General features: G+C 65.8%; 24 protein-coding genes and 1 tRNA gene. 10 read left to right on the top strand and 15 right to left on the bottom strand.

The window, feature by feature from the left end:
• Positions 1 to 40: 40 nt before the first annotated feature.
• The 4 genes from A4249_RS08090 (at position 41) to A4249_RS08100 (ending at position 5,513) form a co-directional block, all read left to right on the top strand.
• Positions 41 to 592, top strand: a complete 552-nt coding sequence (locus A4249_RS08090) for an FKBP-type peptidyl-prolyl cis-trans isomerase (protein ID WP_066551889.1) — start codon at positions 41 to 43, stop codon at positions 590 to 592.
• 473 nt (positions 593 to 1,065) lie between these two features.
• Complete coding sequence (locus A4249_RS16615; RefSeq protein ID WP_156494676.1) at positions 1,066 to 1,209, top strand: hypothetical protein; 144 nt, start codon at positions 1,066 to 1,068, stop codon at positions 1,207 to 1,209.
• Between the two features lie 132 nt (positions 1,210 to 1,341).
• Positions 1,342 to 3,303 (top strand): M61 family metallopeptidase, encoded by a 1,962-nt coding sequence (locus tag A4249_RS08095; protein ID WP_066551890.1) that lies wholly within the window; start codon positions 1,342 to 1,344, stop codon positions 3,301 to 3,303.
• A gap of 233 nt (positions 3,304 to 3,536) precedes the next feature.
• Complete coding sequence (locus A4249_RS08100; protein WP_066551891.1) at positions 3,537 to 5,513, top strand: M61 family metallopeptidase; 1,977 nt, start codon at positions 3,537 to 3,539, stop codon at positions 5,511 to 5,513.
• A 153-nt stretch (positions 5,514 to 5,666) separates the two neighbouring features.
• Here the strand turns inward: A4249_RS08100 and A4249_RS08105 are convergent, their stop codons facing one another.
• The gene (locus tag A4249_RS08105; protein ID WP_066551892.1) at positions 5,667 to 6,347 is read right to left on the bottom strand and encodes a type 1 glutamine amidotransferase domain-containing protein; all 681 of its coding nucleotides are present in this window, start codon (positions 6,345 to 6,347) and stop codon (positions 5,667 to 5,669) included.
• 119 nt (positions 6,348 to 6,466) lie between these two features.
• Between A4249_RS08105 and A4249_RS08110 the strand changes: the two genes are divergently transcribed.
• Entirely contained in the window at positions 6,467 to 7,384 is a 918-nt protein-coding gene (locus tag A4249_RS08110) for an alpha/beta hydrolase family esterase (protein WP_066551893.1), read from the top strand.
• A 146-nt stretch (positions 7,385 to 7,530) separates the two neighbouring features.
• Here A4249_RS08110 and rplL read toward each other — a convergent pair whose 3' ends face one another.
• The 6 genes from rplL to A4249_RS08140 all read right to left on the bottom strand — a co-directional run bounded on the left by rplL (position 7,531) and on the right by A4249_RS08140 (position 11,570).
• Positions 7,531 to 7,914, bottom strand: coding sequence for a 50S ribosomal protein L7/L12 (gene rplL, locus A4249_RS08115; RefSeq protein WP_055754823.1), 384 nt, complete (start codon positions 7,912 to 7,914; stop codon positions 7,531 to 7,533).
• A 62-nt stretch (positions 7,915 to 7,976) separates the two neighbouring features.
• Positions 7,977 to 8,492, bottom strand: coding sequence for a 50S ribosomal protein L10 (rplJ, locus tag A4249_RS08120; RefSeq protein WP_055754822.1), 516 nt, complete (start codon positions 8,490 to 8,492; stop codon positions 7,977 to 7,979).
• A 310-nt stretch (positions 8,493 to 8,802) separates the two neighbouring features.
• Positions 8,803 to 9,375: a DUF2059 domain-containing protein gene (locus A4249_RS08125; RefSeq protein ID WP_156494677.1), complete on the bottom strand. Its 573-nt coding sequence runs from the start codon at positions 9,373 to 9,375 to the stop codon at positions 8,803 to 8,805.
• Positions 9,376 to 9,443: 68 nt separating this feature from the next.
• On the bottom strand, positions 9,444 to 9,896 hold the full coding sequence (locus A4249_RS08130; protein WP_055754820.1) for an NUDIX hydrolase: 453 nt from the start codon (positions 9,894 to 9,896) through the stop codon (positions 9,444 to 9,446).
• A gap of 153 nt (positions 9,897 to 10,049) precedes the next feature.
• Positions 10,050 to 11,132, bottom strand: coding sequence for an AI-2E family transporter (locus A4249_RS08135; protein WP_082854109.1), 1,083 nt, complete (start codon positions 11,130 to 11,132; stop codon positions 10,050 to 10,052).
• 69 nt (positions 11,133 to 11,201) lie between these two features.
• A complete protein-coding gene (locus tag A4249_RS08140; protein WP_231868672.1) occupies positions 11,202 to 11,570 on the bottom strand; it encodes a winged helix-turn-helix transcriptional regulator in 369 nt (122 codons plus the stop codon).
• A gap of 101 nt (positions 11,571 to 11,671) precedes the next feature.
• On the opposite strand from A4249_RS08140, the gene A4249_RS08145 reads away from it, so the two are divergent.
• Positions 11,672 to 12,376: an NAD(P)-dependent oxidoreductase gene (locus tag A4249_RS08145; protein WP_231868673.1), complete on the top strand. Its 705-nt coding sequence runs from the start codon at positions 11,672 to 11,674 to the stop codon at positions 12,374 to 12,376.
• Here the strand turns inward: A4249_RS08145 and rplA are convergent.
• From rplA to aspS, 8 genes are all read right to left on the bottom strand, one after another.
• A complete protein-coding gene (gene rplA, locus A4249_RS08150; RefSeq protein WP_017506695.1) occupies positions 12,345 to 13,034 on the bottom strand; it encodes a 50S ribosomal protein L1 in 690 nt (229 codons plus the stop codon). The genes A4249_RS08145 and rplA overlap by 32 nt on opposite strands.
• 3 nt (positions 13,035 to 13,037) lie before the next feature.
• Complete coding sequence (rplK, locus tag A4249_RS08155; RefSeq protein WP_055754816.1) at positions 13,038 to 13,469, bottom strand: 50S ribosomal protein L11; 432 nt, start codon at positions 13,467 to 13,469, stop codon at positions 13,038 to 13,040.
• 227 nt (positions 13,470 to 13,696) lie between these two features.
• The gene (gene nusG / locus A4249_RS08160; protein ID WP_017506694.1) at positions 13,697 to 14,272 is read right to left on the bottom strand and encodes a transcription termination/antitermination protein NusG; all 576 of its coding nucleotides are present in this window, start codon (positions 14,270 to 14,272) and stop codon (positions 13,697 to 13,699) included.
• 13 nt (positions 14,273 to 14,285) lie between these two features.
• Positions 14,286 to 14,582, bottom strand: a complete 297-nt coding sequence (secE, locus tag A4249_RS08165; RefSeq protein WP_066551896.1) for a preprotein translocase subunit SecE — start codon at positions 14,580 to 14,582, stop codon at positions 14,286 to 14,288.
• Between the two features lie 70 nt (positions 14,583 to 14,652).
• Positions 14,653 to 14,728: transfer RNA gene (locus A4249_RS08170), tRNA-Trp, on the bottom strand.
• Positions 14,729 to 14,824: 96 nt separating this feature from the next.
• A complete protein-coding gene (locus A4249_RS08175; RefSeq protein WP_197458362.1) occupies positions 14,825 to 16,159 on the bottom strand; it encodes a hemolysin family protein in 1,335 nt (444 codons plus the stop codon).
• Between the two features lie 95 nt (positions 16,160 to 16,254).
• Positions 16,255 to 16,389 carry a hypothetical protein gene (locus tag A4249_RS17045; RefSeq protein ID WP_257722448.1) on the bottom strand — a complete coding sequence of 45 codons (135 nt, stop codon included), beginning with the start codon at positions 16,387 to 16,389 and terminating at the stop codon, positions 16,255 to 16,257.
• A 146-nt stretch (positions 16,390 to 16,535) separates the two neighbouring features.
• Positions 16,536 to 18,368: an aspartate--tRNA ligase gene (aspS, locus tag A4249_RS08180; protein ID WP_066551897.1), complete on the bottom strand. Its 1,833-nt coding sequence runs from the start codon at positions 18,366 to 18,368 to the stop codon at positions 16,536 to 16,538.
• Between the two features lie 129 nt (positions 18,369 to 18,497).
• Between aspS and A4249_RS08185 the strand changes: the two genes are divergently transcribed.
• From A4249_RS08185 to A4249_RS08200, 4 genes are all read left to right on the top strand, one after another.
• Positions 18,498 to 18,821: a YciI family protein gene (locus tag A4249_RS08185; protein ID WP_228763693.1), complete on the top strand. Its 324-nt coding sequence runs from the start codon at positions 18,498 to 18,500 to the stop codon at positions 18,819 to 18,821.
• An 86-nt stretch (positions 18,822 to 18,907) separates the two neighbouring features.
• The gene (locus A4249_RS08190; protein ID WP_066551898.1) at positions 18,908 to 19,588 is read left to right on the top strand and encodes a DnaA/Hda family protein; all 681 of its coding nucleotides are present in this window, start codon (positions 18,908 to 18,910) and stop codon (positions 19,586 to 19,588) included.
• A gap of 60 nt (positions 19,589 to 19,648) precedes the next feature.
• Positions 19,649 to 21,865: an RNA degradosome polyphosphate kinase gene (locus tag A4249_RS08195; protein ID WP_066551899.1), complete on the top strand. Its 2,217-nt coding sequence runs from the start codon at positions 19,649 to 19,651 to the stop codon at positions 21,863 to 21,865.
• The gene (locus tag A4249_RS08200; protein WP_066551900.1) at positions 21,865 to 23,352 is read left to right on the top strand and encodes a Ppx/GppA phosphatase family protein; all 1,488 of its coding nucleotides are present in this window, start codon (positions 21,865 to 21,867) and stop codon (positions 23,350 to 23,352) included. The genes A4249_RS08195 and A4249_RS08200 overlap by 1 nt, the downstream gene beginning before the upstream one ends.
• Positions 23,353 to 23,385 lie beyond the last annotated feature (33 nt).

The following is a 23,385-nucleotide window of genomic DNA, read 5'->3' on the forward strand; positions in this document are numbered from 1 at the left end:
TCTCGTTGCGAGCGACGATGGCCTGATCTAGCGTCGCCTTATGACACGGATCGCCCTGCCTCTGCTCGCCGCTCTCGCCCTTTCCGCCTGCGTCACCCATCGCGAGCCGGTGACCTATGCCGAGACGGCTTCGGCCGCCGCGCGCGCCGCCGATCAGGTCAATGGCCAGGGGGCCCTGACGCCGCAGCAGGCCTGGGACGCCGGCAACACCGCCTACCTCGCCTGGAACGGCGCGCGGCGCGGCTGGACCACCACCGAAAGCGGCCTGCAATATCGCCGCGTCGGCAAGGCCCACCCCGAGGGCGCTCAGCCGAAGGCGACCGACACGGTCAAGGTCCACTATCGCGGCACCTTCATTGACGGGCGCGAGTTCGACAGTTCCTACGCCCGCAACGAACCGGCCGAGTTTCCGCTGAACCGCGTCATCAAGGGCTGGACCGAGGGCGTGGCCCTGATGCGCGTCGGGGAAATCTACGAATTCGTCATCCCCGCCTCGCTGGGCTACGGCTCGCGCTGGGTCGGCGGCGACGAACTGCCCCCCAACTCCACCCTGCGCTTCTCTGTCGAACTGCTGGACGTCAAGCCGGGTTGAAGACCGAAACAAGGATGGCTGGCGACCGTGCTCCATCGTATTTCGACACCCTGACCGCAGCCTATTCAACGCCTTGGGCGCTCGGATCGTCTTTGTTCCGGCCTTAGGCGGCGTCGCCCGGATCATGGGCGGCATGACCGATGACATCTCCGATCCCAATCCGATTCGCCCGACTGGACCCGGCGATCCGCCGCAACCTGGGCTGCCGCCCGCAAGGATTATCTCGCCGGGGGTTTCGCCCCGGAGGTCTGCGAGCGCCACGGTCTCAGCCTCTCGACCTTCCGTTGGCGCGCCCGCACGGAGGGCTGGCGCCGATCGGACCAGCCGCACGGCGCGGTTTTCGAACCGCTCGACGCCTATGAGTTGGACGCCATCGACCAGCGCCTGCCCTGCAACGCCGCCGACATGGCGCGTCTGGCCTGGGCCAATGCTTCACGGGCGATGATCGACGGCAAGCTGATCGAGGCGCGGGGATGGTCCGACTGCACAGGGATCTGGAGGCCATCGCCAAGATCGACGACCATGCTGTGCGCTACTACCGGGGCATGGCCAACGACCCGAAACGGCAGCACAAACTGCCCACCACGCCGCCCCTGCGTCCGATGGAGGAGGAATGATCCGAATTGCACGTCCTTGCATTTTGCACGCGTTTTCGGGGTGCAGTGCAATTTCGGATCAGCGCTGACGCTTGACGCCTTGCACCCTGCGTCGGACTGTCGCGGCTCCCCCAGTCGCCTGAAGAGTCCTCGATGATCCGTTCTTGCCTGCGCGCCGCTCCACTCGGCCTCGCCCTCCTATTGGCCTCGACCGCCCCGGCCGCCCTGGCGCAGCAGGCCTCGACCACCCCGCCCGCCCTGCCCGCGCCTCTGCCTGCGATTCCGGAAGCGCGGGACGTCGCCTATCCCGGCGTCATCACGCTGGACGTCGACGCCACCAACCTGGCCCAGCACATCTTTGCGGTGAAGGAAACGATCCCGGTCGCCCAGGCGGGACCGATGACCCTGTTCTTCCCCGAATGGCTGCCGGGCAACCACGGCCCCGTCGGCCCCATCGCGCAGCTCGCCGGCATCGAGATCACGGCGAACGGCCAGCGGGTGCAGTGGGTTCGCGACACCCTTCATCCCTTCGCCTACCACGTGGTCGTCCCGGCCGGTGCGACCGCGCTGGACATCACCCTGCAGCACCTGTCGCCGACGACCGGCAATCAGGGTCGCATCACGATGACGCCCGAGATGCTGAACATCCAGTGGGAGAAGATGCTGCTCTATCCCGCCGGCCACTGGTCGCGGAACATCACGGTCCAGCCCACGGTCAAGTTCCCCGCCGGCTGGCAGTTCGGCACGGCGCTGGAGCCCGAAACCAAGGCTGGCGACGTCCAGAACTTCAAGCCCGTCAATCTGGAAGTGCTGATCGACAGCCCGGTCTTCGCCGGCGTCCACTATCGCCAGATCGACCTCGATCCCGGCGGCCGCTCGCCCGTTCGCGCCAACATCGTCGCCGACAAGGCCGACAGCCTGAACGCCACCGACGAGCAAATCCAGATTCTGCGAAATCTGGTTGATCAGATGGACCGGCTGTATGGCGCGCGCCATTTCGACCACTACGACTTCCTGATCGCCATGACGGACAAGCTGGGCGGCATCGGGCTGGAGCATCACCGCAGTTCGGAAAACTCGGTCGATCCCGCCTTCTTTACCGGCTGGGATACCCACCTGTCCGACCGCGACCTGCTCAGCCACGAAATGAACCACTCCTGGGACGGCAAATGGCGCCGCCCCGCCGACCAGTATGTTCCCAACTTCAACAGCCCCCTGCAGAACAGCCTGCTGTGGGTCTACGAGGGCCAGACGCAGTACTACGGCCAGGTGATCGCCGCCCGTTCGGGCCTGCTCAGCAAGCAACAGGCGATGGACGCCCTGGCCATGACCGCCGCGACGTTCGACACGCGCGTCGGCCGCGAATGGCGCGCGATGCAGGACACGACCAACGACCCCATCATCAGCCAGCGCCAGCCCAAGGGCTGGCTGTCGTGGCAGCGCGACGAGGACTACTATTCGGAGGGCCAGCTGATCTGGCTCGACGTCGACACGACGATCCGCGAGAAGACCGGCGGCCGGAAGTCGCTCGACGACTTCGCCCGCGCCTTCTACGGCGTCCGCGACGGCGATTACGCCCCGGCTCCCTACACCCTCGAGGATGTGGTCGCGGCCCTGAACGGCGTCGTCGCCAATGACTGGGCGACCTTCCTGCGCACCCGCCTGGACGCCGATGGCCCCGAGGCCCGCGCCCCGCTGGACGGTCTGGCGCGCGGCGGCTGGCGGCTGGCCTATTCGGACAAGCCCACCGATTACATGAAGACCCTGTACGCCGAGCTGAAACGCAACGACTTCACCTATTCGCTGGGCTTCCAGACCGGCGAAGGCAACAAGATCCGCAGCGTCCAGTGGAACGGCCTGGCCTTCAAGTCGGGCCTGGCCGCCGGGATGGAGATCGTCGCCGTCAATGGGCAGGCCGCCAGCGCCGAACGCCTGACCGAGGCCGTCACCGCGGCCAAGGATCCGTCGACGCCCATCACCCTGATCGTCAAGGACGACGAGCAATACCGCACCGTCGTCTTCGACTACCACGACGGCCTGCGCTACCCCCGCCTGGAACGCATCCCCGGCACACCTGACCGCCTGGGCGACATCCTGACGCCCCGCCGGCGCTAGAACGCCGAACACATACGTCTCCTCCCCACTGCGTGGGGAGGTGGCGCGGCGCTTCTTCAGCGCCGTGACGGAGGGGCTCTTCACCGCCTCGCAGGCGCCTGTGAGACTTCAAGAGCCCCTCCACCGCTTCGCGGTCCCCCTCCCCATTTCATGGGGAGGAGACACAACGCCGCGCTTGACGCATCGCCCCTCGCCCCCGACGGTGCGGCTTCCTCGCCGAACCGGATGACCGAATGCCGCGTACCCGCCTGACCGCCGCCTGCCTCGCCGTCCTGATGACGACCGCAGCCGCTCCCGCGATAGCACAGACCTTCCAGTCCACCCCTGTCGTCACCGATGCGAGCCAGGCGCCGCTGGCCCTGCCCCGCGCCCAGCCGACCATTCCCGCCCCCCAGGACAAGCCCTATCCGGGCGTGATCCAGTACCGCGCCGACATCACCGACCTGGACCGTCGCATCATCAACGTCAGCCAGACCATCCCGGTCGCCAGCCCGGGCCCGCTGACCCTGCTCTATCCGAAGTTCCTGCCCGGCAACCACGCCGCCACCGGCCCGATCCAGCTGTTGTCCGGCCTGACCGTCACCGCCAATGGCCAGCGGATCGAGTGGCTGCGCGACACGCTGGACCCTTACGCCTTCCACCTCGACATCCCAGCGGGCGTGACCAGCATCGACGTGCAGTTCCAGCAACTGACCCAGCCGGACGCCTCCAACTGGCGCGTGCTGATGACTCCGGCCATGGTCAATCTGCAGTGGGAAAAGGCCATCCTCTATCCGGCCGGCTATTTCAGCCGCCAGATCCAGGTCGCCCCCTCAGTGATCCTGCCTGCCGGCTGGAAATACGGCACGGCCTTGACCACGGCGTCTCAGGACGGCGACGTGGCGACCTTCGCCCCAACCGACCTCTACACCCTGATCGACAGCCCCATCTTCGCGGGCGCGCACTACCGCCGCGTCGACATCGACCCCAGCGGCGAGCGCGTCCACCTGAACATCCTGGCTGACGAGGCCAAGGGTCTGGCCGCCACCGACGACCAGCTGAAACTGTTCGAGTACATGGTTCAGCAGGCCGACCGCCTGTTCGGCGCCCGTCACTTCGACAACTACGAATTCCTGTTCGCCCTGACCGATCAGATGGGCGGCATCGGGCTGGAGCATCATCGCTCGTCCGAGAACACCGGTGCGCCCGACTTCTTCACCAACTGGACCAAGACCGCCGGCGACCGGGGCCTGCTGCCGCACGAATACACCCACTCCTGGAACGGCAAGTTCATGCGTCCGGCAGATGAGCTGACAGCCAACCACAACGTCCCGACCCAGAACACACTGCTATGGGTCTATGAGGGCCAGACCGAATACTGGGGCGATGTGCTGGCCGCCCGTTCGGGGCTGCATTCCAAGGACGTGGCCCTGGCGACCCTGGCCAGCGTCGCCGCCTTCTATGACAACCAGCCGGGTCGCCAGTGGCGCGCCTTGCAAGACACCAACAACCACAATCTGCTGGGCTATCGCGTGCCGGGCCAGTTCACCTCGTGGATGCGCGGCACCGGCGACTATTACCGCGAAAGCCTGCTGGTCTGGCTGGACGCCGACACCCTGATCCGCGAGGGTACCAACGGCCGCAAGTCGCTGGATGATTTCGCCAAGGGCTTCTTCGGTCACGACGACGGCGAATGGGCGCCTCAGGGCTACACCTTCGAAGACGTCGTCGCGGCCCTGAATGCGGTCTATCCCCACGACTGGGCCGCCTTCCTGCGCACCCGTCTGGACGCCGTCGGTCCCGACGCCCGTGCGCCGCTGGCCGGGATCGAGCGTGGCGGCTGGCGACTGACCTACACAGACACGCCCTCGGCGGCGGAAAAGTCGGTTCAGAGCGGCTGGGCCAACGACTTCCAGTATTCGCTGGGCTTCACCCTGTCGGGCGACAAGCTGACCAACATCCGCTGGGGCGGGCCCGCCTTTGAGCACGGCCTCGGCGCCGGCTGGAGCCTGGTCGCCGTCAACGGCAAGGCCGGCTCGGCCGAGGTGTTGCGCGACGCCGTCACGGCGGCGAAAGGGACCGACGCCCCGATCGAACTGTTGCTGAAATCCGGCGATCGCTTCCGCACGGTGGCCTTCGCCTACCACGACGGCCTGCGCTACCCGCGGCTGAAACGGATCGAAGGCGCGCCGGATCGCCTGTCCGACATCCTCGCGCCCCGCCGGCGCTAACTCTGGGCGACCGTCTCCTCCCCACTCGGTGGGGAGGTGGCGCGACGCGCCTTCGCGTCGCGACGGAGGGGCTCTTTGGGTCAGTGGGACTTCAAGAACCCCTCCACCGCTTCGCGGTCCCCCTCCCCGCATCGCGGGGAGGAGACAGTTTCCTTAAGCTCTCAACAGCTTCAGCAACGCCTCGGCCGCCGCGTGCGACGAGCCGGGGTTCTGCCCGGTCACCAGCTTGCCGTCGGTCAGCACATAGGAGCCCCAGTCCGGCCCCTTGGAGTAGTCGCCGCCGTTGGCGGTCAGCACGTTCTCGACCAGGAACGGCACCACGTCGGTCAGGCCCACGGCCTCCTCTTCGGAGTTGGTGAAGCCGGTCACCTTGCGGCCGTTGACCAGCGGCTTGCCATCCGGCCCGTTCACCGACTTCAGCACGCCGGGCGCATGACAGACGAAGCCGGTCGGCTTGTCCGCCTTGGCGAAGGCCTCGATCAGGGCGATGGAATCGGCGTCGTTCGCCAGGTCCCACAGCGGTCCGTGGCCGCCGGGATAGAAGACGGCGTCGAAATCCTCGGCCTTCACCGACGACAGGACGACGGTCGAGGCCAGGGCGGCCTGGGCTTCGGCGTCGGCCTTGAACCGGCGCGTGTCGTCGGTCTGGGCGTCGGGGTCGTCGCTCTTGGGGTCCAGCGGCGGCTGACCGCCCTTGGGCGAGGCCAGCACGATATCCGCGCCCGCATCCTTCAGCGCGTAATAGGGCGCCGCCAGTTCTTCCAGCCAGAAGCCGGTCTTCTTGCCCGTGTCGCCGAGTTGATCGTGCGACGTCAGCACCAGCAGAATTTTCATAGGGGATGGCTCCGTCTTGGGGTGTCCACAGATGGGAAGCCGCACGGCGCCGCTCAAGACTGGTCTCGATACCGAAAACACCCCACCCTGTCGCTCTCGATCAGCGGAGACGACGTCGCATGAAGCCTTGGTTCGGTCTGTTCGCCGCCCTGATGGGCCTGATGATCTTCAGCCCGTCGGCGCACGCGGCCGGGCCCTGCAACATCGGACAGGCGGGTGCGACCCAGGCCGTCGCCATCGGCCGCAGCGGACGCACGATGCGAATCCACCTGCCTGCTGGTTTCGACCCTGCAAAACCGGCGCCTCTGGTCTTCCTGCTGCACGGCAGCGGCGGCACCGGAGAGAAGATGCTGGCGTCTTCCGGCCTGGCTGAGGCGGCGGATCGGCACGGCTTCATCGTCGCCGCGCCCGACGCCGGCATTCCGATCGATCAAGGTTTCGTCTGGAACATCCCCGGCGTGCCGACCGTCACTGGCGCAGTCCCCGGCCCCGATGATGCAGACGACGTCGCCTATCTGACGGGGGCCATCGATTATCTGGCCGACCAGGGCTGCGTCGATGACAGCCGCATCTATGCGACGGGCCTATCGGGCGGCGGGCGGATGACGTCTTGGCTGGGTTGCGTCGCCGCCGACCGTTTCGCCGCCATCGCCCCTGTCGTTGGCTTGCGCGCCGGCAATCCCAGAAAGGACCGCCCGGAGGAGCCGGATCCCGCCACCTGCCGCCCTTCGCGCCCCATGCCGGTCATGGCCTTCGCCGGCGACGCCGACACGACCAATCCGATCCAGGGCGGCGGCGCAGGCTACTGGAGCTACACCATGCACGCCGCCGAACAGCGCTGGGCCCAGCTGAACGGCTGCACCCAGGTGCGCGACACCCGCTGGATCGCCGACAAGGTCTATGAAGAGGGCTACGCCGCCTGCCGCGACGGCGCGGACGTGGTGGGCCGCATCACCTCAGGCGGCGGTCACAGCTGGGTCGCCGACAACGACGCCCTGTGGGCCTTCTTCGCTATGCGCAGCCGACCGCAGCGCTGAGCCCAGAGCTCCTAGACGCCGCTGCTTATTCGCCGGCGGCCTACCCATCGGCCTCAAGCAGCGCTCCGCGCGATAGGCCAACAAAAAAGACCCGGCGGTTTCCCGCCGGGCCTTTCCGATCTTCAGCAAATGCCGAAAGTCAGATCTTACTTGATCTGGACCTTGGCACCGGCTTCCGTCAGCTTCTTGGCGACTTCGTCGGCGGCTTGCTTGGAGACGTTCTCGACGACGTTCTGCGGAGCGCCTTCGACCAGGTCCTTGGCTTCCTTCAGACCCAGGTCCGAACGGACGCCGCGGACTTCCTTGATCACGTTGATCTTCTTGTCGCCGCCGTCGACCAGGACGACGGTGAATTCGGTTTGCTCTTCGGCAGCTTCAGCCGGAGCGCCGCCGCCGGCGGCCGGAGCAGCCATGGCGACCGGAGCAGCGGCGCTGACGCCCCACTTTTCTTCCAGCAGCTTGGAGAGTTCAGCAGCTTCGAGGACGGTCAGAGCGGACAGGTCTTCGACGATCTTGGCGAGGTCAGCCATTGTCAGTTTTCCTTCGGAGGATTGGTTTTAGAGAGTGATGCAGAGATGAAAGGCTGGGCCGCTTACGCGGCTTCCTTGGTGGCGTAGGCGTTGAACACGCGAGCCAGCTGACCGGCGGGTGCTTGCAGCACGCCGGCGATACGGGTCGCAGGCGCGTTGAGCAGGCCGATGAGTTGACCGCGAACCTCGTCGAGCGTCGGGAGCTTGGACAGTGCGTCCACGCCCTTTTGGTCGACGATGGTCGAGCCCATGAAGCCGCCGACGATCTTGAAGCGATCGTTGGCCTTGGCGAACTCGGTGGCGACCTTGGCGGCCGTACCGGGGTTCTCGGAATAGGCGATGCCCACGGGACCCTTGAACAGGTTGTGGTAGTCGCTGCCTTCCTCGGCTTCGAGCGCCTTCAGCGCCAGGCGGTTCTTGACCACCTTGAACGCGCCGCCTTCTTTACGAAGACGGCCACGCAGATCTTCCATTTCCGCAACGGTCAGACCCAGGTTGTGGGTCACGACCACGCTGCCGGCGTCGGCGAAAACGCCCTTGAGCGATTCGATAGACTCGGCTTTTTGAGCGCGATCCATTGCGGTCTCCAGTCTTGGTATTCGCCGCCGGGCTTATTCCCGACGACGGATTGGCCAAAGCGCGTCGCATCGCTGCGAAACGTCGGGCCGGTCGTATTGTCCGAAGGATGCGTCTGACGGCGTCCGTCCCGGAATGCGGGCTGACAGCGCAAGGTCGCGTCCCCATCTCCCCACGGCGTCAGAGGGCTCTCTGACAGTTATGGCCTGGGTGACCCCCACGCCCCGAAGTTCTCGGACAGGACCGTCAGAAGATGAACCTCCGACGGGAAGCGGCGCTCTTACAGGCGCCGTCGTTGGAAATCAACCCGGCTTAACGCCCGCTGGGCTTGGCGCCGGTCTGTTCGGCCTCGCCGCAGTCGAACCGGGCGCAATATTTGCTCTCAAACTCCTCCAGAAGGTCCGTCATCGCTGCGGTCTCGACCTCCTGTGAGGCCATGCTCAAGGATATCGTCTTGGCTGCGACAGAGCGCCCGACAGACGTGCGATAGAATGCGATCTGAGCGACGAGTTCTTCTTCAGTGAAGACGGAGCCGTAGATTGGGGCCAAGTCATCCATGAACCGCTCGATCATTCTGCTAGCCATAGACGGCATGTTGGTGCGGACCCAAATCGCTTCTTCGCCGCCCTTCTTATCCAGTTCGCCCATCTGCGCGACCATGACGCGCTCGAACTCCTTCATGAAGTTCGGTCCGACGGACAGATCGATCAGTTCGCGCGCCAGGGCGCTGCGGCGGGCCAAGCCGGCATCCTGCGGCGCAGGCTCGACGCGTGTGACGACGACTGTTTCCGATTGAGCCGCCGTCTGCGCGTGCGCGCCTGTCGCGCTCAGACCCAGCGCCAGACCCAGCGACGCAGCCAGCGCCTGTTTGCGTGTGATGATCATGATGGCCTCCCCGCCCACTTATCGGAAGGCTCAGGTCCGCAGGCCAGTAGAATTCGACCGACGGTTGCTCAATCTTCGAGCGGCGTGGCGTCGAAGTCGCGGATCAGCGCGGCCAGGTCGGGCTCATGAACCAGATCCGCCGCCTCGCTCAGGCTCATCCAACGGCGCTCGCGCTGATGCGCTTCGGGCCAGGCGCCCATTTGGATCAGCACTTCCAGCGGATAGACCGACACCACGCACTGACGCACGCCGCCGTCTTTCAGACCCTTGGCGTATCGGAAGACGCCGATGGACTGAGTGTCGACGTCGCCCTTCACCCCCGCCTCCTCCATCGCCTCCTGGGCGGCGGCCTCGGGATCGCTCTTGCCGACCATCCGCCCGCCCTTGGGGATCACCCAGCGTCGCGTTTCGCGCGAGGTGATCATCAGGATGCGACGCTCGCCGTCCTCCAGCCGCCACGGCAGGGCCGCGACCTGCCGGGTCTCGGAGCGGGTGGTGCGTTTCGACCGGGCCTGCGGCACGCCTCAGCCCTCGCCCATCGCTTGAGCGGTCCTGACGATTCGTGCTGGCGCTCGCCCAATCTTCACGTCTGGTTCCAGGTCTGCCGGTCGCGGCCGCCCTCGAAACGGGATCACGATGGCTGCGTCAAGTTGTCAGACCACGGACGGTCCCATTTATTTCTCGCCGGGCGCCTTGGCCTTTGGATCGCCCAGCACGTCCTGACGATACAGCATGGTGATCAAGGTGTGCAGCACCAGCGCCAGCGGCGTGGCGAACAGCACGCCCAGCGGCCCGAACAGGGTGCCGATGCCCACCACGGCGAAGATGCCCAGCACCACGGGCAAGTTCGCGACGTTCTTCTGCACCATCGGCGTGATGAAGTTGCTCTCCAGCTGGGACACAACGACATACAGCGCCAGCGTCATCAGGGCCGTCTGCCACCCTTGCGTGGCGCCGACCAGCACAGCCGGCACGGTGGAGACGATGGGGCCCACGATCGGCACGAACTGCGCCAATCCCGTCAGCAGACCCAGCCCCAGCGCCGACGGCACGCCGATGATGGCCAAGCCGACCCCTGTCAGCGTGCCGACCAGAACCATCGAGAACAGCTGCGCCTTCAGCCAGCCTTTCAGCGCCTTCCCACAGCTGTTCAGCACTTCGCGCATTCGCGGGCGGCGATCCATGGGCAGCATGGACAGCAGCCCCTCGCGCGACTTGGCGGGCTCGATCGCCAGGAAGACGCCCGCGACCACGACGAGAACCAGTGTGGTGACACCCGATGCGAAGCCCAGGGCGAACTTCTGAGCGACCTGCAACGCCTGACCGGCACGGCCGCCCAGCCCTTGTAGTTGCTCCAACAGCTGTGCGGCATAGGGTTGGGCCTGAATCCAGGACTGAACCTGCTCCCAGCCTTGCGGCACCACGGCGGACAGGGCCACGACCTGTTCGGTGATCTGGGTTCCGAACAGGGTCAATATCCCCGCCAGGACCGCGACCACGATCAGCAGCGACAGGAAGACGGCCAGCGGATCCGGCGCCTTCAGCCAGCGCACGATGGGATCGGCCAGGGCGCGCAGGATCACCGACACCACGATGGCCCCGAAGATCAGCAGCCACAGCGTCTGCAAGGTCACGATCAGCTGGACCGCGAAATAGGCCGACACCAGCACGATGGCGCCGAACGCGAGCCGCCCCTTCCACGGGTCGTGGCCGCCCACACCAGGCTTGTCGCCCATCAGTTTTCCCAGTCCGAACATATCGCCCCCTTCAAGGTCGCGACAGGAACGCGGGTCGAGCGTGGCCGTTCGCCGCAGGCGATAAAAAAGTCAGTGGGCGTCGGAGGTCCGCTGATCATAGGCCATTTGCGCGGCCGCGACTTCCGGCATCCGGGTCTCGGCCCAGTCGATCATGGACTGCATCGCCGCCATCAGGGTTCGGCCCAGCGGCGTGACCGCATAGGTCACCGACACCGGCACGGTGGCCACGACGGAGCGTGACACCAGCCCGTCGCGCTCCAGCGACTTCAGCGTCTGGCTCAGCATCTTCTGCGACACGCCATCGACCCGCTGCTTCAGGGCGTTGAAGCGGATCGGCCCCTCTACCAGCACGATCAGGATCAGGGTGCTCCATTTGTCGGCGATGCGGTCGAGCAGTTGCCGCGTCGGACAGTTCGCTGCGAGCACGTCGCCGCGCAACCAGGTTTCTTGAAGGTAACCAGGTGTCTGAGAGGTGCCGTCTTGCATAGGCGCATCCCATATCGCACCTGGTATCCATTGGATACCCAAAGGAGCCTTCCATGAAAGTCGCAGTCCTCGGCGCCAGCGGTCGCGCCGGCTCGGAAATCACCAAGGAACTGGCCGCCCGCGGTCACACGGTCACCGCCATCGCCCGCAAGCCGGAAGCGATTCCGAGCGCCACCGGCGTCACACCTGTCGCCGGCGACGCCTCGGACGCCGCCGCGCTCGCCGATCTGATCGAGGGTTCGGACGCGGTCATCAGCGCCCTGCACTTCGATATTCCCGCCGCGACGATCCTTGGCGCGCTGAAGACCGCCGGCATCCCGCGCCTGCTCGTCACCGGCGGCGCCGCCAGCCTGGAGGTCGCGCCCGGCGTCCTCTTGTTCGACACGCCGCAGTTTCCGGCCGAATGGAAGCCGATCGCCAAGGGCGGCCTGACCTTCCTGGACGACCTGCGTCAGGAAACGGACATCGACTGGACCTTCTTCTCGCCCGCCGCCCTGATCGAAGAGACGCCGCGCCTGGGCCGCTACCGGACCGGGACCGACCAACTGGTCGTGGACGCAACGGCGACAGCAAGATCGGCTTCTCCGACTACGCCATCGCCATGGTCGACGAACTGGAGAACCCCAAGCACAGCCGCGCCCGCTTCACCGCCGCATACTGATCCGGGCAAGAAAAAAACGGCGGGGATCGCTCCCCGCCGTTCTTCCGTATGGCTTGTCTTCCGACTTAGGCGCCCAGCGAGGCCGGATCGACCTTGAAGCCCGGGCCCATCGTCGAGGACAGGCTGATGCGCTTCACATAGGTGCCCTTGGCGCCCGACGGCTTGGAACGCACCAGGGCGTCCACGATGGCCTTCACGTTGGCTTCCAGAGCGTCCTGGGTGAACGAGACCTTGCCGATGCCGGCGTGGACGATGCCCGCCTTCTCGACGCGGAACTCGACGGCGCCGCCCTTGGCGTCCTTGACGGCCTGGGCCACGTTGGGGGTCACGGTGCCGACCTTGGGGTTCGGCATCAAGCCGCGCGGGCCCAGCACCTTACCCAGACGGCCGACCAGGGCCATCATGTCCGGCGACGCGATCACGCGGTCGAACTCCATGAAGCCGCCGGCGATCTTTTCGTACAGATCTTCGGCGCCAACGTGTTCGGCGCCGGCTGCGGTGGCTTCGGCGGCCTTGGCGTCCTTGGCGAAGACGGCGACGCGAACGTCACGGCCGGTGCCCGACGGCAGGTTGACGACGCCACGGACCTGTTGGTCGGCGTGACGCGGGTCGACGCCCAGGTTGACCGAGATTTCCAGCGACTCGTCGAACTTGGCCTTGGCGTTTTCCTTGGCCAGCTTGATGGCGTCGGAGAACGGCAGCAGGTCTTGGGTCACGCCGGTGCGGGCCTTGAAGGCCTTGGTTTGCTTGGCCATGGTTTAGCCCTCCACCACTTCGAGGCCCATCGCGCGGGCGGAGCCTTCGATGATCTTGGCCGCCGCGTCGATATCGTTGGCGTTCAGATCCTTCATCTTCTTTTCGGCGATCTCGCGCAGTTGCGCCTGCGTGATCTTGCCGGCGACTTCACGGCCGACCAGCTTCGAACCCGACTTCAGGCCCGTGGCCTGTTTCAGGTACCAGGTCGCCGGCGGCGTCTTGGTGATGAAGGTGAACGACTTGTCCTGATAGACGGTGATCACGGTCGGAAGCGGGGTGCCCTTGGCTTCCTTCTCGGTGCGCGCGTTGAACTCCTTGCAGAAGCCCATGATGTTCACGCCGCGCTGACCCAGAGCCGGGCCGATCGGGGGCGAAGGCGTGGCCGAACCGGCCGGCACTTGCAGCTTGATATAGCCGAGAATCTTCTTGGCCATTGGTCTCTCCTATGAATGACCCGGCGCGAACGCAGGGCCGGTGAGCCGTGGTGCGGCATGGCTGCCTCCCACGGATTTGACGCTCCACGAACCGAGGTCCGCCGAGCGAAGGCGCGCGTGTAACAGAGCGGGGCTGGAAAGGCAACGCACCGCCCTACCCACGCCGCAGAAATGAAAAAGCCGCGCCCTTTCGGACGCGGCTTGATATCTCGACCGGTGCGTAAGCCTCAGCCCGCGACCTTCTCCACCTGGGCGTATTCCAGTTCGACCGGCGTGGCGCGGCCGAAAATGGACACGGCGACGCGCAGGCGGGCGTGTTCTTCGTCCACGCTCTCGACCGAACCGTCGAAGCTGGCGAACGGGCCGTCGATGACCTTGACCTTCTCGCCAATGTCGAAGCGGATGGTGGGCTTCGGACGCTCGACGCCCTCTTCCACGGCGCCGATGATGTTCTGAACTTCACGCTCGGAAACCGGCAGGGGCTTGGTGCCGCCTGCGGCGCCCAGGAAGCCCGTTACCTTCGGCGTGTTCTTGACCAGGTGATAGGCTTGGTCGGTCATTTCCATCTTCACTAGCACATAGCCGGGGAAGAACTTGCGTTCCGAGTTCACCTTGCGACCGCGACGGATCTCGACGACGTCCTCGGTCGGAACCAGGATTTCAGAGAAGGCGTCTTCCAGGCCCTGTTGCTTGGCCTGATCGCGCAGCTGCTCTGCGACCTTCTTCTCGAAGTTCGAGTAGGCGTTGACGATGTACCACTTGTGGCGCGGATTGGCGGGCTTTGCAGGCGCTGCATCGGTCATGGGCGCGTCTTTCTCAGGATCCGAGAGCGATGATGTAGCGGAAGGCGTAGCCCAGGCCGGTGTCCACGATCCAGAAGAAGATCGAGGCGATGATGACCATGATGAAGACCATCACCGAGGTGATCCAGGTCTCCTTGCGGCTGGGCCAGACGATCTTGCGGCCTTCGGCGCGCACCTGGCTCAGGAACTGGCCGGGGCTGGTGCGGGGCTTCTTGGGCTCGGGCGAATCGACCGTGATGGCGGCGGCGCCGCCCATCTGGGGCTTCGCGCTGCCTTGAGGCCGCTTGCCGGGAGTTTTGGCCTTGGCCATCAGTTGCTCTTCACACAATTGTTCCTGTCGCCCCAGATGGGAAGTCCCATCCGGAAGCGACAGGGGGGATTGGCAGGAGTTGGGGGACTCGAACCCACGACCCCCGGTTTTGGAGACCGGTGCTCTACCAGCTGAGCTAAACTCCTAGACAACCGCGCAAACCCGAAAGGTCCGTGCGTTCGCCAGAGGGGGGCGTATGCCCGACACCGCCCGCCATTTCAAGGGCGATGTGACACTTGCGATCAGTCTTCCAGATGCGCGGCGATGGCGTTCCGCTCGTCCTGTGCCTTCACCAGTTCCTTGAAGATCAGCTTGTCGATGCGGCGGTCGTCCATATCCACGACCTCGACCTCGAATCGGCCGACCTGGAGCACTTCACCTTCGTCCGGGACCCGCGAGATCTGGTGCAGAATCAGGCCAGCGACGGTGTGGAAGCCTTCATGCTCGCCAAAGTCCTCGCCCAGCTTGTCGGCCAATTCGTCCAGGTCCGTTTGACCATCGACAAGCCAGCTGCCGTCGGCGCGCTGATGGATCCAGGCCTGCTCTTCGTCATGGCCTTCGTTGAAGTCGCCGGCGATCATTTCCAGGATGTCGGTCGCTGTCACCACGCCTTCGAAGGCGCCGTACTCGTCGACGATAAAGGCCATGTGGACCCGCGAGCCCTTCAGGATCTCCAGCGCCTTCAACACCGAAGTCGACTGCGGAATGAAGGCCGGCTCGGCGACCAGCGGTTCGATGTCGAACTTGCCGTTGGTCAGCAGGCTGTCCAGCAGATCCTTCTTGTGAACCACGCCCAGCGGATTATCCACGTCGCTCTCGCGCGCCACCACGATCCGCGAATAGGGGCAGGTGCGAATCTCTTCGCGCAGCATCTCTTCGGGGTCGTCCAGGGCGATCCAGAACACGTCGTGGCGCGGCGTCATGGCCACCCGCACCGGGCGGTCGCCCAGGCGCAGGATTTCCTCGATCATCACCTGCTCTTCGGGCTCGATCAGGCCGGCCGAGGTGCCTTCGGCCAGGATGGTCGCAACCTCTTCCTGGGTCACGTCGGAGCCATCGCGATCCTTGACGCCCAACAGCTTCAGTATGCCCGACGTGGAGGCGGTCAGCAGCAGGACGAACGGCTTCAACACGATCGCCAGCTTGGAGATCGGCCCGGCCATCTTGGACGCTACCGTTTCGGGGAAGATCAGCGCAAGGCGCTTGGGCACCAGTTCGCCGATGATCAGCGAGACATAGGTGATGCACACGACCACCAGGGCCGTGGCGAAAAATTCGGTATATTGAGCCAGCGCCGGGAAAGCGACTTCCAGAATGCGATCCAGTTCGCCCGCGATGGTCGCTTGACCATATGCGCCCGCCAGAATGCCGATCAGGGTGATGCCGACCTGGACGGCGGACAGGAACTGGGTCGGTTCTTCGGACAGCTTCAACGCCGCCCTGGCCCCCCGGTCTCCCCGTTCCGCCCTCGCCTGTAGTTTGGATTTCCGCGAGGAGACGACCGCCAATTCGGTCATGGCGAACAAGCCGTTGAGCACCACCAGGAGCAGAACGACAGCAATAGCGATGAGTAACATCTAGGGGGTTTTGGGGACCGACGCGGCGCGACAGACGGCGTCCGCAGCGCTACAATAGGGCAGGATCGCGACCAGCGCCACGTTTTCCTTTGCGCTCAGCCCGTCCGCCCGGCTTCGACCGAGCCGTAAGCGCCCGAAACCGGCCGACCAGTGGCATCATACTGGGTCGCACAGGCGCTCATGCCCAGCACGGTGCCGATGAAGATACCCAGTCGAATGGCGCGTCGCATTTGGTTACCGAAAGATTAACGTCCGATCCGAACGTAAATCCCGGTTTGCGGTTGCAGGCAATCGTGCTCGCCTTGGGCGCGAGCACAAAAAAGGGGGACGCCGCTAAGCATCCCCCCTTTTTTCGTCCTGGATCAGACCTCGCCGATCACACCTTGATCGGCAGGGCCGTGCGGATGTGGACATCCTTCAGCTGGCGCTCCTCGGCCTCGGTCGGAGCGTTCATCAGCAGATCCTCGCCCTGCTGGTTCAGCGGGAAGGCGATGACCTCGCGGATGGCCGTCTCGCCGGCCAGCAGCATGACGATGCGGTCGATGCCGGGGGCCAGACCGCCGTGCGGCGGCGCGCCGAAGCGGAAGGCGTTCAGCATGCCGCCGAACTGCTCCTCGACCACCGAGGCGTCGTAGCCGGCGATGGAAAACGCCTTCAGCATGATCTCGGCCTTGTGGTTCCGGATCGCGCCCGAGCACAGCTCATAGCCGTTGCAGACGATGTCGTACTGATAGGCCCGGATGGTCAGCGGATCCTGGTTCTCCAGAGCCTCCAGCCCGCCCTGCGGCATGGAGAAGGGGTTGTGGCTGAAGTCGACCTTCTTCTCTTCTTCCGACCATTCGAACATGGGGAAGTCGACGATCCAGCAGAATTTGAACTGCTCTTCGTCCACCAGCTTCAGCTCGGCGCCCACGCGGGTGCGGGCCAAGCCGGCGAACTTGGCGAAGGTCGCAGGCAGGCCGGCGACGAAGAAGGCGGCGTCGCCTTGACCCAGACCCAGCGACGACATCAGAGCCTCGGTCGGTTCCTGACCCAGGTTCTTGGCGATCGGGCCGCCCCAAGCGCCCTGGTCTTCGGACCAGAAGATATAGCCCAGGCCCGGCTGGCCCTCGCCCTGCGCCCAGCTGTTCATGCGGTCGCAGAAGGCGCGCGATCCGCCGGTCGGCGCCGGAATGGCCCAGACGGCGTTCTTGTCGTCCGCGCCCAGAATCTTGGCGAACAGGCCGAAGCCGCCGTCGCGGAAGTGGTCGGACACGACCTGCATCTTGATCGGGTTGCGCAGGTCCGGCTTGTCCGAGCCATACCAGGCCATCGACTGGGCATAGGTCAGGCGCTCGAAACCCTTGTGCTCGAACGTCTCGCCGAAGTCGTTGGTGAAGGTATGGACGCCGTCGATGGGCGATACCGGCTTGCCTTCGCCGAACTCCTCGAACACGCCGTGCATCAGCGGCTCGATGGCGGCGAAGACGTCTTCCTGCGTCACGAAGCTCATCTCGACGTCGAGCTGATAGAACTCCAGCGAACGGTCGGCGCGCAGGTCTTCGTCGCGGAAGCAGGGCGCGATCTGGAAGTAGCGATCGAAGCCCGACACCATCAGCAGCTGTTTGAACTGCTGCGGCGCCTGGGGCAGCGCATAGAACTTGCCCGGATGCAGTCGCGACGGCACCAGGAAGTCACGCGCGCCCTCCGGCGACGAGGCCGTCAGGATCGGCGTCTGATACTCCAGGAAGCCCTGATCGACCATGCGACGGCGGATCGAGGAGATCACCTTGGAGCGCAGCACGATATTGTTGTGCAGTCGCTCGCGGCGCAGATCGAGGAAGCGGTTGGCCAGGCGGATGTCCTCGGGATACTCCTGATCCCCAAAGACCGGCATCGGCAGTTCGGCGGCTTCGGACAGCACCTCGACGCCGTGGACGCGCACCTCGACCTCGCCGGTCGGCAGGTTAGGGTTCACCACCGAGGCGTCGCGGGCGACCACCTCGCCGTCGACCTTGATTACGCTCTCGGCGCGCAGACGCTCGACCGCCGCGAAGCCCGGCGTCTCGGGGTGCAGAACCAGCTGCGTCAGGCCGTAGTGGTCGCGCAGGTCGATGAACAGCAGGCCGCCGTGGTCGCGCTTGCGGTGAACCCAGCCCGACAGGCGAACAGCGGAACCGGCGTCGGAGGCGCGCAGGGCGCCGCAGGTGTGAGAGCGATAGGCGTGCATGAAACGAACCGTCTGGAGTCTCTGGGCGGTGGAATCCGACGCCGTCGGCGCCCGAAATCGAAGCGGCGTAGGGCGCATCATCGCCCCGGAAAGTCAAGGTTTCAGCCGTTGCAAAGCCTGCCGCCGCGCATGATATCTGACGCTTCCATCCCGCCCGAGGCCGCCATGTTCATCGTCACCATCACCTACACCCAGCCCATCGAAGCCATCGAGGAACGGACGGTCGAGCATCGCGCGTGGCTGGATCAGCATGTCGCCAGCGGCCTGATCATCGCCGCCGGGCCGATGGTGCCGCGCACCGGCGGCATTCTGGTGGTGCGCAGCGGCGGAACCAAGCAAGAGCTGGAGACCCTGCTGAAGGACGATCCGTTCCAGGTTCACGGCCTGGCCGATTACACGGTGACCGAGTTCAAGGCCGGCAAGCTGAACCCCGCCCTGGCCGAATTCGCCTGATTTCATCCACAGGGGCGCGGTTCGCTCCCCGCAACCAACAGCGCGGGCCTGACGCGGTTAACGCCGGCCTCTGCTATGACAGGCGCATGTCCGCGCTGAGCGCCCTGCCCCCGACGACGACCGAACAGCTGCGTCTGCCGCTGGAGCGGCCGGTTGCGGGCGCGGCCTTCGTGACGTCCGACAGCAACGCCGAGGCCGTGCGCGTTCTGGCCCGCTGGCCCGACGGCGTGGGCGCGGTGCTCGCGCTGCACGGCCCCCCAGGATCGGGCAAGAGCCGCCTCGCCGCCGACTGGGCCGAACGGATCGGCGCCGTGCCCCTGAACGGCGCCGAGGCCGCGCTGATCGATCCGCTGGAGCTGGAAGGGCGGCCGGTCCTGCTGGACCGCGCCGCCGACGCCGACGACGAAAGCCTGTTTCATCTGATCAACCTGGCCAACTCCGGCGGCGGCGCTCTGCTGCTGGTGTCCCGCTCGGCCCCGCGTCAGTGGTCGGTCGATCTGCCCGATCTGCGTTCGCGGCTGGACGCCGTGCGCGCCGTCGCCATCGCCGCGCCCGACGACGCGGTCCTGTCGGCCATCCTGCGCGCCCGCTTCGCTGAACGCAGCATCACCCCGTCCGACGACGTGATCGACTATCTGGTGCGCCGCCTGGACCGCTCGGCCGAGACCGCCGCTGCGGTGGTCGAACGTCTGGACGCCCTTCACCGCCCGGTCACGCGCGTTCTGGCGCGTCAGGTGCTGGACGCCATGGACGCCGCCGCCGACTGACCCGCGACATTTTCTCGGCGCCCGCTTGCGGCCGTCACACACGCGCGCGAGAACCGGTTCATGACCGACGCCGCGATCCATGACGACACCCGAGGCGAAGAGGTTCCCGCCTCTCGCGCCCCTCAACTGGCGCTGAGCGAAGAGCTGATGGCCTCGCCCAGCCGGTTCTTCAATCGCGAAACCTCGTGGCTGGCGTTCAACGAACGGGTTCTGGAAGAAGCGGCCAACCCCAACCACCCCCTGCTGGAGCGGCTGCGGTTCCTGTCCATCTCGGCCAATAACCTGGACGAGTTCTTCATGACCCGCGTCGCCGGCCTGAAGGGCCAGTTGCGCGAACGGCTGCGCGTCCTGTCCGCAGACGGCCTGACCCCCGCCGAACAGCTGGAGCGGATCAACATCGCCGCCGGCGAGCTGATGGCCGAACAGCAGTTGCGCTGGCGCCAGCTGAAGAAGGAGCTGACCGTTGCCGGCATCGAGATCGTCGATCGCCAGAAGATCACCAAGACCGAGAAGGAGCGTCTGGAACCCGAGTTCCTGAACCAGCTCTTCGCCGTCCTGACGCCGCTCGCCATCGACCCGGCGCACCCCTTCCCCTTCCTGCCCAACCTCGGATTCTCCCTGGCGCTGAAGCTGAAGCGCAAGGGCGAGACCAAGACCTTCTACGCCCTGGTGCCGGTGCCAACCCAGGTGCGCCGGTTCTGGGAACTGCCGACCGACGGCCGCTCCACGCCGGGGCATAAGCGGTTCATCACGCTGGAAAACGTGCTGCTGCTGTTCATCGACCACCTGTTCCCCGGCTGCGAGGTTCAGGAAAAGGGCGTTCTGCGCCTGATCCGCGACTCGGACATCGAGATTGAGGAAGAGGCCGAGGACCTGGTCCTGGAGTTCGAGGAAGCGCTGAAGCAGCGTCGTCTGGGCTCGGTGGTGCGGGTCAAGATCGAGGCGTCCATGCCTGTCGATCTGCGCGACTTCATCGTCGGCGAGCTGGAAGCCGCGCCCCAGGACGTGGTTCTGGTGGACGGCATGCTGGGTCTGGCCCAACTGTCGGATCTGATCCCCGGCGGCCACCCGGACCTGAAGTTCAAGGGCTATGAGCCGCGCTATCCCGAACGCGTCCGCGACAATGGCGGCGACGTCTTCGCGGCCATTCGCGAAAAGGATCTGCTGATCCACCACCCATTCGAGAGCTTCGACGTGGTGGTTCAATTCCTGCGTCAGGCCGCGCGCGACCCCAATGTCATCGCCATCAAACAGACGCTGTACCGCACCTCCAAGGACAGCCCCATCGTCGCCGCCCTGATCGAGGCGGCCGAGAACGGCAAGAACGTCACCGCCCTGGTCGAACTGAAGGCCCGCTTCGACGAAGAGGCCAATCTGCGCTGGGCGCGGGCGATGGAGCGGGCCGGCGTTCACGTCGTCTTCGGCTTCGTCGAATATAAGACCCACGCCAAGGTCAGTGTCGTGGTCCGGCGCGAGGGCGAGGGCTTGCGCACCTACTGCCACTTCGGCACCGGCAACTACCACCCCGTGACGGCCAAGGTTTACACCGACCTGTCGCTGTTCTCCTGCGACCCCGTCTTGGGGCGCGATGCGACGCGGGTGTTCAACTACATCACCGGCTATGCGACGCCGGACCATCTGGAAGCCCTGGTCGTCTCGCCGCTGAACATGAAGGCCACGCTGATCGAACTGATCGGCAAGGAGATGTCGGCCGCCGCCATGGGCAAGCCCGCCGCCATCTGGGTCAAGCTGAACGCCTTGGTCGATGTCGAGATCATCGACGCCCTTTACCGGGCCAGCCAGTGGGGCGTGAGGATCGATCTGGTCGTGCGCGGCATCTGCTGCCTGCGTCCTGGCGTGCCGGGTCTGTCCGAGAATATTCGGGTCAAGTCGATCGTCGGCCGCTTCCTTGAACACAGCCGCATCGTCTGTTTCGCCAATGGCAAGGACCTGCCGCATGATAAGGCCAAGGTTTTCATCTCTTCGGCCGACTGGATGACGCGAAACCTGGATCGCCGGGTCGAGCTGATGACGCCGATCCGCAACGCCACCGTCCACGATCAGGTGCTGGACCAGATCATGGTCGCCAATCTGAAGGACGATGCACAAAGCTGGGTGCTGGACGCCGAAGGGCGCTATACACGCGTCACCCCCGCCGATCCTGAGCGGCCCTTCTCGGCCCACAAATACTTCATGACAAATCCCAGCCTGTCCGGGCGCGGCCGTAAGGCCAAGAGCCTACCCGCCGTCCTGCGCTACGAGCGTCCGGGCCGCTGATGCCCGACATCACGCTTACCGACCGCGACATCGCCGCGATCGACATCGGTTCAAACTCGGTGCGTCTGGTCCTGTACCGGCTGGAAGGCCGCGCGATCTGGACCGTCTATAATGAAAAGGTTCTGGCCGGCCTGGGCCGCGACCTGCCGACGACACGCAAGCTGTCGCCCGATGGCGTGGTCATGGCGATGACGGCGCTGCGCCGTTTCGCCGCCGTGCTGGAAGGCGTGCGGCCTGACGCGACCCTGATCGCCGCCACCGCCGCCGTGCGCGAAGCTTTGGACGGGCCGGAGTTCTGTGAGCGGGTCGCCGCCGAGACCGGCCTCCAAATCCGCGTCCTGTCGGGTGAGGAAGAGGCCAAATACGCGGCCATGGGCGTATTGGCCGGCGCCCCCCTGGCTCACGGCGTCTCGGCCGACATGGGCGGCGCCAGTCTTGAGCTGACCCGGCTGAACGGAGACGGCGTCGAGAATGGCCTGACCCTGCCGCTGGGTCCGTTTGCTCTGGCTGACGGCAAAGCCTTCGACGCCGACCGCATCAAGGCCCGTATCGATCAGGCCCTTAAACCGGTCGCAGGCCAGTTCAAGAGCGAGCGCCTCTACGCCGTCGGCGGCGCCTGGCGAACCCTGGCCCAGGTGCAGATGGGCTTGAAATCCTATCCGCTGAAGGTCGTGCATCAGTATCAGATGTCGGCCGAGGAGGCGTTGGAGACCGCGCGTCTGGTGGCGCAACAATCGGCGGCCAGCCTGGCCAAACTGCCCGGCGTGTCGAAGAAGCGCGCCGAGACCCTGCCCTACGCCGGCCTGGTGCTCGAGGCATTGATCAAACATCTCGGTCTCAAACAGATCGAGATGTCGGCCTGGGGCGTGCGCGAGGGCCTGCTTTTCGAGACGCTGGACGAGGCGACGCGCACGGCCGATCCGCTGCTGGCCGGCTGCACCGCCCTGGGCGGTCGCCAGGGTGTGGCCCCCGCCCTGCCCGGCGCGCTCAACGGCTGGATTTCCGAAATCGTCGCCGCCCTGCCCGAGGTGTTCGGCGAGAAACGCGACGCCGTGCTGGTCAGCGCCGCCTGCCGTTTGGCGGATCTGGGCGCGCGACTGCATCCGGATCACCGGTTGGAGCTTGTCTTCGACCAGGTGCTGCGCGCGCCCGTCGCGGGCATCAGCCACACGGAACGCGCCTTTTTGGCCAGCGCGATGAACGCCCGCTACGGCGGCGCCCCCGCCACCCCGCAGCCCGAGGTCATCGACCGCCTGCTCGACGCCGCCGCCGCCAAGCGCGCCCGCGCCCTGGGCCTAGCTATCCGTCTGGCCTGCGATCTGTCCGGGCGCTCGCCCCAGCTGATGGCCAACGCCACCGCCAAGGTCAAAGGCGGCGACCTGCGCCTGACCGCGACCGAAGGCTACGCCGACGTCCTCTTGGGCGAACAGACCAAGAAGCGCGCCAAGGCTCTCGCCGAGGCGATGGACCTGGGGCTGAAGATATAAGGCGATCAGCCCGTCTCCTCCCCATCTTATGGG

Source organism: Brevundimonas sp. GW460-12-10-14-LB2, from assembly GCF_001636925.1.
In the GTDB taxonomy this organism is placed as follows: domain Bacteria; phylum Pseudomonadota; class Alphaproteobacteria; order Caulobacterales; family Caulobacteraceae; genus Brevundimonas; species Brevundimonas vesicularis.